13 protein-coding genes are annotated in these 14,233 nt (G+C 62.5%); 8 read left to right on the top strand and 5 right to left on the bottom strand.

The genetic code is table 11. From position 1 onward, the window contains the following. The first annotated feature begins 206 nt into the window (after positions 1-206). From C4J86_RS11840 to C4J86_RS11875, 8 genes are all read left to right on the top strand, one after another. Complete coding sequence (locus C4J86_RS11840; RefSeq protein WP_124362608.1) at positions 207-1,055, top strand: transporter substrate-binding domain-containing protein; 849 nt, start codon at positions 207-209, stop codon at positions 1,053-1,055. A gap of 52 nt (positions 1,056-1,107) precedes the next feature. Beyond that, the gene (locus tag C4J86_RS11845) at positions 1,108-1,770 is read left to right on the top strand and encodes an amino acid ABC transporter permease (RefSeq protein ID WP_124362609.1); all 663 of its coding nucleotides are present in this window, start codon (positions 1,108-1,110) and stop codon (positions 1,768-1,770) included. Between the two features lie 12 nt (positions 1,771-1,782). Then, a complete protein-coding gene (locus C4J86_RS11850) occupies positions 1,783-2,445 on the top strand; it encodes an amino acid ABC transporter permease (protein ID WP_124366828.1) in 663 nt (220 codons plus the stop codon). Then, complete coding sequence (locus C4J86_RS11855) at positions 2,442-3,224, top strand: amino acid ABC transporter ATP-binding protein (protein WP_124370518.1); 783 nt, start codon at positions 2,442-2,444, stop codon at positions 3,222-3,224. The genes C4J86_RS11850 and C4J86_RS11855 overlap by 4 nt, the downstream gene beginning before the upstream one ends. A 14-nt stretch (positions 3,225-3,238) precedes the next feature. Beyond that, entirely contained in the window at positions 3,239-3,628 is a 390-nt protein-coding gene (locus tag C4J86_RS11860) for a RidA family protein (RefSeq protein WP_032896881.1), read from the top strand. Positions 3,629-3,795: 167 nt separating this feature from the next. Further along, positions 3,796-4,560, top strand: coding sequence for an IclR family transcriptional regulator (locus tag C4J86_RS11865; RefSeq protein ID WP_124370519.1), 765 nt, complete (start codon positions 3,796-3,798; stop codon positions 4,558-4,560). A gap of 9 nt (positions 4,561-4,569) precedes the next feature. Then, positions 4,570-5,778, top strand: coding sequence for an amino acid deaminase (locus tag C4J86_RS11870; protein WP_124370520.1), 1,209 nt, complete (start codon positions 4,570-4,572; stop codon positions 5,776-5,778). A 109-nt stretch (positions 5,779-5,887) separates the two neighbouring features. Then, positions 5,888-6,793: a sugar kinase gene (locus C4J86_RS11875; RefSeq protein ID WP_124370521.1), complete on the top strand. Its 906-nt coding sequence runs from the start codon at positions 5,888-5,890 to the stop codon at positions 6,791-6,793. 107 nt (positions 6,794-6,900) lie between these two features. On the opposite strand, the gene C4J86_RS11880 is transcribed toward C4J86_RS11875, so the two are convergent. The 5 genes from C4J86_RS11880 to C4J86_RS11900 all read right to left on the bottom strand — a co-directional run bounded on the left by C4J86_RS11880 (position 6,901) and on the right by C4J86_RS11900 (position 14,194). Beyond that, complete coding sequence (locus tag C4J86_RS11880) at positions 6,901-7,176, bottom strand: peptidylprolyl isomerase (RefSeq protein WP_124362615.1); 276 nt, start codon at positions 7,174-7,176, stop codon at positions 6,901-6,903. A 43-nt stretch (positions 7,177-7,219) separates the two neighbouring features. Then, on the bottom strand, positions 7,220-9,757 hold the full coding sequence (locus C4J86_RS11885; protein ID WP_124370522.1) for a PAS domain-containing sensor histidine kinase: 2,538 nt from the start codon (positions 9,755-9,757) through the stop codon (positions 7,220-7,222). Between the two features lie 141 nt (positions 9,758-9,898). Further along, on the bottom strand, positions 9,899-11,851 hold the full coding sequence (locus tag C4J86_RS11890) for an acetoacetate--CoA ligase (RefSeq protein WP_124370523.1): 1,953 nt from the start codon (positions 11,849-11,851) through the stop codon (positions 9,899-9,901). A gap of 170 nt (positions 11,852-12,021) precedes the next feature. Then, positions 12,022-12,795, bottom strand: a complete 774-nt coding sequence (locus tag C4J86_RS11895) for a 3-hydroxybutyrate dehydrogenase (RefSeq protein WP_124370524.1) — start codon at positions 12,793-12,795, stop codon at positions 12,022-12,024. A gap of 7 nt (positions 12,796-12,802) precedes the next feature. Beyond that, positions 12,803-14,194, bottom strand: a complete 1,392-nt coding sequence (locus C4J86_RS11900) for a GntP family permease (protein WP_124370525.1) — start codon at positions 14,192-14,194, stop codon at positions 12,803-12,805. Positions 14,195-14,233: the final 39 nt, after the last annotated feature.

A 14,233-nucleotide genomic window follows, 5' to 3' on the forward strand; every position in this document is an offset into this window, starting at 1 on the left:
ACATCGTTGTGGGGCATTGAGTAGCAGCGTGGCTGGATGATGGCGCAACGCCGTAAAACCCTCCAGAAACTATCTCGCTGATCCATAAAGGATTTCTCCCCGGCATAGGTTTCCTTCAGCGCCTATGGCACACTTTCTGCTGTCTATTCCGTTGTTACATACCAAGTTCCGGTATAGCGGAATACACAACTCCTGGAGTGCTTGTCATGCATCACCGACCTTCCGTGTTCAAAGCGTGTGTTTTTCTTTTCGCCGCATCGGCTACCGTTGCCAGCCTTGCGCAGGCAGCGGACAGCAAGCTCGATGATGTGCTCAAGCGTGGGCACCTCATCGTGGGTACAGGCAGTACCAATGCGCCGTGGCACTTCCAGGGAGCGGATGGCAAGTTGCAGGGGTTTGATATCGACATCGGTCGCATCGTGGCCAAGGGCTTGTTCAACGACCCGAGCAAGGTCGAGTACGTGGTGCAGTCTTCCGACGCGCGTATTCCCAACCTGCTGACCGACAAGGTCGACATGAGTTGCCAGTTCATCACCGTCACCGCCAGCCGTGCGCAGCAAGTGGCCTTCACCCTGCCGTATTACCGCGAAGGCGTGGGCCTGCTGTTGCCGAATAACAGCAAGTACAAGGAAATCGAAGACCTGCAGGCGGCGGGCGATGGCGTCACCGTGGCCGTGCTGCAGAACGTGTATGCCGAAGAATTGGTCCACCAGGCGCTGCCCAAGGCCAAGGTTGACCAGTACGACAGCGTCGACCTGATGTACCAGGCCGTGAACTCCGGTCGCGCCGATGCCGCCGCCACCGATCAGTCGTCGGTCAAATACCTGATGGTGCAAAACCCCGGCCGCTACCGCAGCCCGGCCTACGCCTGGAGCCCGCAGACCTACGCGTGCGCGGTCAAGCGTGGCGACCAGGACTGGCTGAACTTCGTCAATACCGCGCTGCATGAGGCCATGACCGGCGTTGAATTCCCCGCCTACAAGGCGTCGTTCAAGCAATGGTTCGGCGTGGACCTGCCAGAGCCGGCGATTGGTTTTCCTGTGGAATTCAAGTGATCCAGAACAATCGGGGCGTGCTTGATGGCGCCCCACTCAGGTACTGCCGACCATGAACTATCAGCTGAACTTTGCCGCCGTGTGGCGTGATTTCGACACCTTGCTGGCGGGGCTCGGCCTGGGCCTGCAGTTGGCTTTGCTGTCGATCGCCATCGGCTGCGTGATCGGCCTGCTGATGGCGTTTGCCATGCTGTCCAGGCACCGGGCGTTGCGTGTGTTCGCTTCGGTGTATGTGACGGTGGTGCGCAATACGCCGATCCTGGTGCTGATCCTGTTGATCTATTTTGCCTTGCCGTCGCTGGGGATCCGCCTGGATAAAATCCCTTCGTTCATCATCACCTTGTCGCTGTACGCCGGCGCTTATCTGACCGAAGTGTTCCGCGCCGGGCTGTTGAACATTCCCAAGGGCTTGCGCGAAGCCGGATTGGCGATCGGCCTGGGTGAGTGGCGTATCCGCGCGTATATCACCGTGCCGGTGATGCTGCGCAACGTGCTGCCGGCGCTGTCGAACAACTTTATCTCGCTGTTCAAGGACACCTCGCTGGCCGCTGCGATTGCGGTGCCGGAGCTGACTTATTACGCCCGCAAGATCAACGTCGAAAGCTACCGGGTGATCGAAACCTGGCTGGTGACGACGGCGCTCTACGTGGCCGCCTGTTACCTCATTGCCATGCTGCTCCGTTACCTGGAACAGCGTCTGGCGATCCGTCGTTAAGGAGGGTTTTCCATGTACGAATCCCCTAGCTGGCTGCATGAACTGTGGATCGCCCGGGAGACGCTGTGGGCCGGGTTCCAGACCAGCATTTACTGCTCGGCGCTGGCGATTATCTTCGGCACCCTGATCGGTATCTTCGCCGGGCTGGTGCTGACCTACGGCAAGTTCTGGATGCGTGCGCCGTTTCGCCTGTATGTCGACCTGATTCGTGGCACGCCGGTATTCGTGCTGGTATTGGCGTGTTTCTACATGCTGCCGGCGCTCGGTTGGCAAATCAGTGCGTTCCAGGCCGGCGCGGTCGGGCTCACGCTGTTCTGTGGCTCCCATGTCGCGGAAATCGTGCGCGGTGCGCTGCAGGCCATCCCCCGTGGGCAACTGGAAGCGGGCAAGGCAATTGGCCTGACGTTCTACCAGTCCCTGGGCTACGTGCTGTTGCCCCAGGCGCTGCGGCAGATCCTGCCGACCTGGGTCAATTCCTCCACGGAAATCGTCAAGGCCTCGACCCTGCTCTCGGTGATCGGCGTTGCGGAGCTGCTGCTGAGCACCCAGCAAGTCATTGCGCGCACCTTCATGACCCTGGAGTTCTACCTGTTCGCAGGCTTCATGTTCTTTGTCATCAACTACGCCATCGAGTTATTCGGGCGCTACATTGAAAAGCGGGTGGCCTTGCCATGAATCAACCTCAAACAATCGAACCGCTGCTGAACATTCGTGGCCTGCGCAAGCAATACGGGGACGTCGAAGTGCTCAAGGGCGTCGACCTGAGCCTGCAGCGTGGCAACGTGGTGACCTTGATCGGTTCCAGCGGCTCGGGCAAGACCACCCTGTTGCGTTGCGTCAACCTGCTGGAAGAATTCCAGGGCGGGCAGATTACCCTCGATGGCGCGTCCATCGGCTACAGCGACGTGGCCGGCAAGCGCGTGCGTCACCCCGAGCGGGTGATCGCCCAGCACCGCGCCATGACCGGCATGGCGTTCCAGCAGTTCAACCTGTTCCCGCATTTGACCGCCTTGCAGAACGTGACCCTGGGTTTGTTGAAAGTTAAGAAAATGCCTAAGGACGAGGCCGTGTCGCTCGCGGAAAAATGGCTCGACCGTGTGGGACTTCTGGAACGTCGCAATCACTTTCCCGGCCAGTTGTCCGGCGGCCAGCAACAGCGCGTGGCGATTGCCCGGGCCATTGCCATGAACCCCAGCCTGATGCTGTTCGACGAAGTCACCTCGGCCCTCGACCCGGAGCTGGTGGGCGAAGTGCTCAACGTGATCAAGGGATTGGCGGAGGAGGGCATGACCATGTTGCTGGTCACCCACGAAATGCGCTTTGCCTATGAGGTCTCGGACAAGATCGTCTTCATGAACCAGGGCCGCATCGAAGAACAGGGCTCGCCGAAGGACATCTTCGAGCGGCCGCAGTCACCGCGTCTGGCGGAATTTCTCAAGAGCATTCGTTTTTAATCAGGAGCTATTTTATGAGCATTACTCGTTACGGTACCGGCAGCACCGCCGGCGGCGGCCAGCCACGTCCTTTCGCCCGTGCGGTGGAAGCCGATGGTTGGTTGTATGTGTCGGGCCAGGTGCCGGCGGTGGACGGTGAAATCATCAATGGCGGCATCATCGAGCAAACCCGCCAGACGATGCGCAACGTGGTGGCGATTCTGGAAGAGGCCGGCTACGAATTGAAAGACGTGGTGCGCGTCGGCGTATGGCTGGAAGACCCACGGGATTTCTGGAGTTTCAACAAAGTCTTCGGCGAATACTTCACCCCGGAACACGCCCCGGCGCGCGCCTGTGTGCAGGCCAACATGATGGTGGACTGCAAGGTGGAGATCGATTGCGTGGCCTACAAGAAAAAAGGCTAAATTGCCCATCTCTTGAAGCCACAATGGATCAAATGTGGGAGGGGGCTTGCCCCCGATAGCGGTGTATCAGCAACAGATGTATGCACTGGCACACCGCCATCGGGAGCAAGCCCCCTCCCACAGGGGATTACTGTGCAGCACACACCTTGTCAGGACTTAACACTGCCATGACCGAAGACACCATCAAACGCCGCGCCAAAGGCCTGGACCGTGCGTTCGATATCCTCGATTTTCTCAAGGAAATCGGCCAGCCACTGCGCCCGAATGACATCGCCAGCGGCATCGGCAGCCCCAAGTCCACGGTCTACGAACTGGTCGCCTCGCTGCTCGAGCGGCGCATCCTGGAAACCGTGGGCAAGGACGGTCACGTCTACCTCGGACGCCAGCTGTACTTCCTCGGCCAGGCGCACCTGCGCCACTTCGACCTGACCCGCGAGGCCGACCACGCCTTGCAGGAGATCGTCAGCCAGACCCACGAAACCGCGCAGATGTGCCTGCTCAACGGGCGCAAGTACACGGTGGCGCTGATGCGCGAAGGCGAGCGGCATTTTCGTATTTCCTCGGATATCGGCGAAAACGCGCCGATCCCCTGGACCGCCTCCGGGCGCCTGCTGCTCGGGCATTTGAGCGACCGGCAAATCATCGACTTGATCGATCCCGACGATTTCATCCTGCCGGATGGCCTGCGCCTGCCCCTGGAGACCTTCCTGGCGCAGATCCGCCAGGCCACCCTCGACGGGTTCTTCTCCTTCGATAGCGTCGCCGACACCTTTACCCACTGCTTTGCCGCCCCGGTGCGCGACGCGCAGGGCGTCAGCATTGCGACGCTGTGCATCGTCGCCCCGCGGGCCGATGCGAGCAAAAACTATCACGACTATCGCCGGGTGCTGATCGACAGCGCCAACAACCTGGCCCGGCGCATCAACGAATAGGAATTTCCCATGTCTGCCTTCAATGCCGTTGAAAAAGGCGCCGCCGCAGTTGGCGCTCACCTGGTCCGCGATGTCAGCCTGCCGGCCCTGGTGCTGCACCGCGAGGCCCTGGAACACAACATTCGCTGGATGCAGCAATTCGTCAGTGACAGCGGCGCGCAGTTGGCGCCACACGGCAAGACCAGCATGATGCCGGCGCTGTTTCAGCATCAACTCGCCCAGGGCGCCTGGGGCATTACCCTGGCCACTGCGGTGCAGACCCGCGCCGCCTACGCCGGCGGGGTGCGCCGTGTGCTGATGGCCAACCAACTGGTCGGCGCGCCGAACATGGCGCTGATTGCCGACCTGCTGGCCGACCCGGCTTTCGATTTTCACTGCATGGTCGACCATCCGGACAACGTCGCCGACCTCGGCCTGTTCTTCGCCGCCCGTGGTCTGCGCCTGAACGTGATGATCGAGTACGGCGTGGTCGGTGGCCGTTGCGGTTGCCGCAGCGAGCAGCAAGTGCGCGAGCTGGCAGAGGCGATCAAGGCCCAGCCGGCCCTGGCCCTTACCGGTATTGAAGGCTATGAAGGCGTGATCCACGGCGATCAGGCGATCAGCGGCATTCGTGCGTTCGCGGCCAGCCTGGTGCGCCAGGCGGTAGACCTGCAAGACAACGGCTATTTCGACCTGCCCACCCCAATCGTGACGGCGTCGGGTTCGGCCTGGTATGACCTGATTGCCGAATCGTTCGAGGCGCAGAATGCCGCCGGCCGCTTCCTCAGCGTCCTGCGCCCCGGCAGCTACGTGGCCCACGACCATGGCATCTACAAAGACGCGCAATGCTGTGTGCTTGACCGTCGCAGCGACCTCAACGAAGGCCTGCGCCCGGCGCTGGAAGTCTGGGCCCATGTGCAATCGTTGCCGGAACCGGGCTTTGCGGTGATCGCCCTGGGCAAGCGCGACGTAGCCTACGACGCCGGTCTGCCGGTGCCGCTCAAGCGCTACAAGGCCGGAATTTTACCGGCAGAGGGCGATGATGTGAGCGCGTGCCAGGTGACCGCCGTGATGGACCAACACGCGTTCATGACCGTGGCGCCGGGGGTTGAACTGCGTATTGGCGACATCATTTCGTTTGGTACTTCCCATCCATGCCTGACCTTCGACAAGTGGCAGGTGGGTTGCCTGGTGGATGAGCAACTGCGGGTGATCGAGTCCCTGCGCACCTGCTTCTAGACCGAGTCGCGCCTATCGAGGGCAAGCCCCCTCCCACAGGGCAATGCATTCCAAATGTGGGAGGGGGCTTGCCCCCGATGAGTCCATCAGCCCCACCGAGACAGCAGCCATGACCACTAAACCGCGCATCGCCCTCATCGGCGAATGCATGATCGAACTGCAACACCGCGCCGACGGCAGCCTGCACCAGAGCTTCGGCGGCGACACCCTGAACGCGGCGGTGTACCTGCGCCGCGAGCTGGGCGATCTCGGCACTGTCGATTACGTCACCGCCCTGGGCGATGACAGTTTCAGCGATGCCATGTGCCAACAGTGGGCTGATGAAGGCCTCGGGCTGGGCATGGTCCAGCGCCTGGCCGGGCGTTTGCCGGGATTGTATTGCATCCAGACCGACGCCAACGGCGAGCGCAAATTCCTCTACTGGCGCAACGAAGCGGCTGTGCGCGACTGTTTTACCACGCCGGCCGCCGAGCCGATCCTGGCAGCCCTGCCGGGCTATGACTGGGTGTATTTCAGCGGCATCACCCTGGCGGTGCTGGGGGAAATCGGGCGTGAGCGTTTACTGGAAAGCCTGATCGAAACCCGGCGTCGCGGCGCCAAGGTCGTATTCGACAATAACTACCGGCCGCGTCTGTGGGCGAACATCGAGGCGGCCCGCGCGGCGTATCACCGCGTGTTGGCCGAGGTGGATATCGCCTTGCTGACCGAGGACGACGAGCGCGCGTTGTTCGGTTATGCCGACAGCGAGCAGGTGTTTGCGGCCTACCCGAAGATTGAGGAGGTGGTGCTCAAGCGCGGCGCGGATGACTGTTTGATCCGTTGCGCCGACGAGCGCTTTGCCGTGCCGGCGTTGAAGGTGGAGAAGGTCGTGGACACCACGGCGGCGGGGGATTCGTTCAGTGCGGCGTATTTGGCCGGTCGGCTCAAGGGCGGTTCGCCGGAGCAGGCTGCGTTGGCCGGGCATCGGTTGGCGAGTCGAGTGATTCAGGTGCCGGGGGCATTGATACCCAGGTGAATGGCCGCCTGCGGCGGATCGGGGGCAAGCCCCTCCCACATTGTGATGTATTCACAAATCAAGTGTGGGAGGGGGCTTGCCCCCGATAACGGTGTAAAGCCAACCCCTCAGTCCCGGTAAAACACCTGCACCAAGTGATAACCAAACTTGCTCTTGACCGGCCCATGCACCACCCGCAGCGGTTTCTTGAAGATCACTGCATCAATGGCCCCGACCATCTGCCCTGGCCGCACTTCACCCAGATCACCGCCGCGCTTGCCCGACGGGCAAGTGGAGTACTTCTTGGCCAGCACATCAAAGGCTTCGCCCTTGGCAATGCGCTGCTTGAGCTGTTCGGCTTCTTCACTGGTTTTCACCAGGATATGACGGGCTTGGGCTTTCATCGATCTCTACCAGGTGTGCGACGGCGCGCGATTATGCCTGAACTCAGGCATCGACGCCGATCATGCTGCGGATTTTGGTCGCCAGCAGGTCAATGGAAAACGGCTTGGCCACCATGTCCATGCCGTGCTCCAGAAAGCCCTGGCGCTCGGCGGCTTTTTCGGCGTAACCGGTCATGAACAGCACGCGCAGCCCCGGCCGGTGCTGGCGGGCGATTTCCGCCAGTTGCCGGCCGTTCATGCCCGGCAGGCCGACGTCGGTCACCAGCAGGTCGACGCGTAGATCCGACTCCAGCAACGGCAGCGCCGTGCGCGCGTCCGCCGCCTGGTGCGCGGTGTAACCCAGCTCGTCGAGCAGATTGACCACCAGCATGCGCACCGCCGGGTCGTCCTCGACCACCACCACCGCTTCGCCGGCCAGGGCCAGCGGCGCTTCGGCCAGGCTGGCGGGCAGGTTGCTTTCCAGCGCGGTGCCGTGCAGGCGCGGCAGGTACAGGCGCACGCAGGTGCCCTGGCCCGGTTCGCTCTGGATAGTCACATGGCCCCCCGATTGCTGGGCAAAGCCGTAGATCATCGACAAGCCCAGGCCGGTGCCCTGGCCGATGGGTTTGGTGGTGAAGAACGGATCGAAGGCTTTGGCGAGGATTTTCGGCGCCATGCCGCTGCCGTTGTCGCGCACGCCGAGCATCACGTAGTCGCCGGCCTTGACCGGCTCCAGGGTGGTGATATCGGTACCGTCCAGATAGCTGTTGGCGGTTTCGATCAGCAGTTCACCGCCGTCGGGCATGGCGTCGCGGGCATTGATGACGAGGTTGAGCAGGGCATTTTCCAGTTGGCTGGCGTCGGTGTTCACCGGCCAGATGTCCTTGCCCAGCTGCACATTAAGCGTGATATGCGCGCCCTTGGTGCGGCGGAACAGATCTTCCAGGGACGCCACCAGCTGGTTGGGATCGGTGGGGCGTTTGTCCAGCGTCTGGCGCCGCGAGAACGCCAGCAGCCGGTGGGTGAGGGCGGCGGCGCGGTGGGCGGAGGCCACGGCGGCATCGGCAAAGCGGCCGATGTCTTCGCTGCGGCCGTCGGCGATGTAGCGTTGCATCAGGTCGAGGCTGCCGATGATGCCGGTGAGCATATTGTTGAAATCGTGGGCGATACCGCCGGTGAGCTGGCCCACGGCTTCCATTTTTTGCGCGTGGCGCAGCGCGTCTTCAGCCCGCTCGCGCTCGAACATTTCGTTTTGCAGGCGCTGGTTGGCCTCGGCCAGCGCCTGGGTGCGCTGGGCCACGCGCTCTTCGAGGTTTTCGTTGAGGTGGCGCAGGGCTTCCTCGGTGAGTTTGCGTTCGGTCTCGTCGATCACAAAGATGTAGAAACCGTTCACCGAGCCGTCAGTGCAGAAGCGCGGCAGGTACTTCATCAACGCATGGCGCGGCCGCCCGTCGCGATGCGGCGTGACGGTCATGAAGCTGCACGCCTTGCCGTTGAGCGCGGCGGCGATCTTGTCTGCGCGCCCGGCGTACACCTCGTCGCCCAGCACCTCACGGATGGTCTTGCCGTACAGTTCCTGAGGCGTCTTGCCGTACCAGTCGAGGTAGGCGCTGTTGTTCAAGCGAAAGCGTTGCTCGTGGTCGACATAGCCGATCAGCACCGGCATGGCGTTGATGATCAGTTGCAGTTCGGTCTGGCTTTGACGCAGCGCCTGCTCGGTGTGCTTGCGCTCGGTGAGGTCCAGTGCGGCACCGAGGAAACGGGCGGGGCGGCCTTGCGGGTCCTTGTAGCAGCGGCCACGGGCAAACACCCAGCGTACCTGGCCGTCGGCTTGCAGCAGGCGGTATTCCTCGGCGTATTCGGTGCCGAAGGTAATACAATGCTTGATGCTGCGCGTGACCGTGCCACGGTCTTCGGGATGCACGCCGAGCAGGTAGGCGCTGATGGGCAGCAGGCCGGCGTCATTGGGGTCGACGCCGTGCAGGTAAGCGAAATGTGCGTCGGCGATAAACCGGTCTTCGCCGATGTCCCAGTCCCAGGTGCCTACCGCGTCGGTCGCCGCCAGGGCCAGTTGCAGTCGTTGCTCGGTGTTGTGCTGGGCCTTGAGGCTGTCTTCGGAGCGCTGTTGCAGTTCGAGGGCTTGGCGGCGCCGCTCGTTGGTTTCGATGGCCGTGACCAGGATGCCGGCCACGCGGCCGCTTTCATCGCGCACTGGGCTGTAGGTCAGGTCAAGCCAGATTTCAGTGTCGCGCTGGTTGCGCTGCAGCACGAAGCGCTGCTCGCTGAAGGTGCGCACTTGGCCGCTGAGCACCGCGTCGTAGACCGGCGCGGCGAAGCTTTGCAGCTCCGGCCAGGTCGCGTGCACCGGCTGGCCCAGGGCGCCGGGGTGCTTGTTGCCGGCCAGCCGGGCGAAACCATCGTTATACAGCTGGGTGAGCTGCTCGCCCCAGAGCAGCAGCATCGGCATGGGCGAATGCACCACGATATCCACGGCGGTGCGCAGACTTTGCGGCCAATCATTGGCCTCACCGAGGGGGCTTTGCGCCCAGTCCAGCCGCTCGATCATTGCTGCGGCTTCGCTACCGGTGGATGTTCCATTCATGAAAAAGCCTTGCGTATCACGCTTTGAAAAATGACAACACCCATTATTCCAAGAGACAACGACGGGTGGCTACCTCGAAAAATAGCACGCATTGCCGGGTTTTCTGCAAAACGCCGTATCAGGGCTGAAGCCTTTCATCTGTCACGCCAGCTCAGGGCGGTCGCGAAAGTGTTCGAGGGCCTCGGGGTTGGCCAGCGCATCGGTGTTTTTCACCGGTTCCCCATGCACCACATTGCGCACCGCCAATTCGACGATCTTGCCGCTGATGGTGCGCGGGATATCGTTGACCGCGAGGATTTTCGCCGGCACGTGGCGCGGTGTGGTGTTGGCGCGGATCACCTGGCGGATCTGCTGCTCCAGCGCCTCATCCAACTGGACACCGTCAGCAAGGCGCACAAACAGCACCACGCGCACGTCGTCCTGCCAGCGCTGGCCGATAGCGAGGCTTTCCAGCACCTGCGGGACTTTTTCCACCTGGCGATAGATCTCGGCGGTGCCGATGCGCACGCCGCCAGGGTTGAGCACCGCATCGGAGCGGCCATGGATCAGCAGGCTGCCGTTGGGACGTTGCTCGGCGTAGTCGCCCTGGGCCCACACGCCGGGGAACTGGCTGAAATACGAGGCGCGCAACTTTTGCTGCTGCGGGTCGTTCCACAGCCCGATGGGCATCGCCGGGAAATGCCGGGTACACACCAATTCGCCTTTCTCGCCGACCAGTGGGCGGCCCTGCTCGTCCCACACTTCGATAGCCATCGCCAGGCTCTTGCACTGCATTTCGCCACGGCGCACCGGCAACACCGGGTTACCAATCACGAAGCAGGAGACAATATCGGTGCCGCCGGACATCGATGACAGGCACAGCTCGGCCTTGATCTCGCGGTACACGTAGTCGTAGCTCTGGGGCGACAGCGGCGACCCGGTGGAGATCAACCCTTTGAGGCTGCGCAAATCATGGCTGAGGCGCGGTTGCAGGCCGGCCTTTTCCAGGGTGGCGAGGAACTTGGGGCTGGTGCCGAACACGCTGATGCGTTCGGCGTCGATCAGGTCGATCAAGCGTTGCGGGCCCGGATGAAACGGAGAACCGTCATACAGCACCGCCGTGGCGCCCAGGGCCAGCACCGACACCAGCCAGTTCCACATCATCCAGCCGCAGGTGGTGTAGTAGAACAGGCAGTCTTCACGGGACAGGTCGGCATGCAGGCCATGTTCCTTGAGATGGGTGAGCAGGACGCCGCCGGTGCCGTGAATGATGCACTTGGGCACGCCGGTGGTGCCGCTGGAATAGAGGATATACAGCGGGTGATCGAACGGCACCGCGACGAACTCGGGCGTGCCGCTGGGTTGGTAGAAGTCGCGCCACAGTGCGACGCGCGCGGGCGTGCGGTAATCCGTGACCTGCGCCTGAGGGCGGGCGTAGGGCACGATGATCAAGTGTTCCAGGGACGGCAGCCGCTCTAGGATTTCATTGAGCTTGGCGCTCTGGTCGAGGGTCTTGCCGGCATAGCGATAACCGGCGCAAGTGATCAGCACCTTGGGCTCGATCTGGCCGAAACGGTCGATCACGCCTTGGGTGCCGAAGTCCGGTGACGAGCACGACCAGATTGCCCCGAGGCTGGTGGTGGCGAGCATGCCGACCAGGGTTTGCCAGGTATTGGGCATGCACGCCGCCACACGGTCACCCACACCGACACCGGCCGAGCGCAGGCTGTTTTGCAGGCCGGCGACATGTTCGGCCAATTGCGCGTAGCTCAATTGTTCACGCTGGCCGTCTTCACTGATTGCAACCACCGCCGGGTGATCGTCACGACGGCGCAGCAAGTGCTCGGCGAAGTTCAGGGTAGCACCGGGAAACCACTGGGCGCTGGGCATGTCAGCGCTCTCGATCAACGTGGCGCTGGGCGGGCTGCGAAATTGCACCTCGAAGAACGCCACGATGGCCTTCCAGAAATCCGGGCGCTGGTCGATGCTCCACTGGTGCAGGGCGGGGTAGTCGCCCAGCTGCAGGTGGTGGTGTGCATTGATGTAGCGGCGGAACTGGTCCATGCGCGTATTGGCGATGCGTTCCGGGGAGGGTTGCCAGAGGATGTCGGACATTGCGGGGTCTCTTGTTCTTGTGTGAGGTTTGTCAGACAAAGCAAGTCCAAGGTGGGAGGGGGCTTGCTCCCGATGGCGGTGTTTCAGTTTGCACATTCATTGACTGACCCACCGCTATCGGGAGCAAGCCCCCTCCCACATTTGGATATCTTCTGTTCGGTAGACCGTGGTTATTGGGCCAACCAACCGCCATCAATATTCCACGCCGCGCCACGCACCTGGCTACCGGCCTCACTGCATAAAAACAGCACCAGCTCACCCAGCTGCGGCGGTGTCACGAACTCCAGCGACGGTTGTTTTTCCGCCAGCAGATCATGCTGCGCCTGCTGCGGGCCCACCCCGTTGGCCGCGCGATCGTCGATCTGCTTCTGCACCAGCGGCGTCAGCACCCAGCCTGGGCAAATCGCGTTGCACGTCACGTTGCTGGTCGCGGTTTCCAGGCCCACAACCTTGGTCAGGCCGATCACCCCATGCTTGGCCGCCACATAGGCCGCCTTGCCCACCGAACCCACCTGGCCGTGCACCGAGGCGATATTGACGATGCGTCCCCAACCCTTGGCCTTCATGCCCGGCAGGCTCAAGCGCGTGCTGTGGAACACCGACGACAGGTTGATTGCGATAATCGAGTCCCAGCGCTCCACCGGAAAATCCTCCACCGCCGCCACATGCTGGATGCCGGCGTTATTGACCAGTATGTCGACGCCGCCGAACTCGCGCTCGGCATAGGCCAGCATCTCGGCGATCTGCGCCGGGTCGCTGACGTCTGCCGGGTGATGCCCGACCTTGACGCCAAACGCCTGTACCTGGGCGATCACGCCGCTGGCATCGCCGAAGCCGTTGAGGATCAGGTTGGCGCCGGCCTTGGCCAGGCTCAGGGCAATGCCCAGGCCGATGCCGCTGGTGGAGCCGGTGACCAGGGCGGTCTTGCCGTTCAATGTCGTCATGAAAACCTCACACTATGCCGGTGGCGTAGAACGTACCGATCACCACGAACACCGCGAGGGTCTTGATGATCGTGATACCGAAAATATCCTTGTAGGCTTCGCGGTGGGTCAGCCCGGTCACCGCCAGCAGCGTGATCACCGCGCCGTTGTGGGGCAGGGTGTCCATGCCGCCGCTGGCCATGGCCGCAACCCGGTGCAGCACTTCAAGGGGGATATTGGCCGCATGGGCCGCTGAAATAAAGCTTTCGGACATGGCCGCCAGGGCGATGCTCATGCCGCCGGACGCGGAGCCGGTGATCCCCGCCAGCAGGGTCACGGTAATCGCTTCGTTGACCAGCGGGTTGGGGATGCCCTTGAGCCAGTCCGCCAATACCAGGAACCCCGGCAACGAGGCGATCACTGCACCGAACCCGTATTCGGAAGCGGTGTTCATCGCTGCCAGCAGCGCGCCGCTGACCGCACTTTTACTGCCTTCGGCCAGCTTGCTTTTGATCGCTGAAAAACCGCACACCAGCACCACGATAATCCCCACCAGCAACGCCGCCTGCACCGCCCAGATCGCGGTGAGCTTGGCGATTTCGGTGGTCACCGGGGCGCTCATGCCCGGCAGGCTGAGGCTGTGGGTCTTGCCGTACCACTGCGGGATCCAGTGGGTGAACAGCAGGTTCATCACCCCCACCAGAATCAACGGCGACAGCGCGATCCATGGGTTGGGCAGGGCCAGGTCCTCGGCGGTTTCCGGCTCGTTGCGCAGCTCGGTGCCATAGCCTTCACCCGCGCGCTGGGCCTTGTTGCGCTGGCGCGACAGGTAGAGCATGCCGGCGCAGAACACGAAAATCGTACCGATCAGCCCCAGCCACGGCGCCGCCCAGGCGGTGGTGTTGAAGAAGGTGCTGGGGATGATGTTCTGGATCTGCGGCGTGCCGGGCAGGGCGTCCATGGTGAACGAGAACGCACCGAGGGCAATGGTGGCCGGGATCAGGCGCTTGGGGATATTGCTCTGGCGGAACATCTCCGCGGCAAACGGGTACACCGCAAACACCACCACGAACAGCGACACGCCGCCGTAAGTGAGCAGGGCACAGACCAGCACAATCACCAGCATCGCCTGGCGCGTGCCGAGCAAACGAATGGCGGCGGCGACGATGGAACGCGAGAACCCCGACAGCTCGATCAGCTTGCCGAACACCGCACCGAGCAGGAACACCGGGAAATATAGCTTGATGAAACCAACCATTTTCTCCATGAACACCCCGGTGAAGGCGGGTGCGACAGCCGAAGGGTCAGTCAGCAGAACAGCGCCGAGGGCGGCGATCGGGGCAAACAGGATAACGCTATAGCCACGGTAGGCAGCCAGCATCAGCAGCGCCAGGGCTGCCAAGGCAATGATCACACTCATGGTGTGTCTCCAATTGTTATTTTTGTGGGTGAAACGCTG

This window comes from Pseudomonas sp. R2-7-07 (assembly GCF_003852355.1).
Lineage (GTDB): Bacteria > Pseudomonadota > Gammaproteobacteria > Pseudomonadales > Pseudomonadaceae > Aquipseudomonas.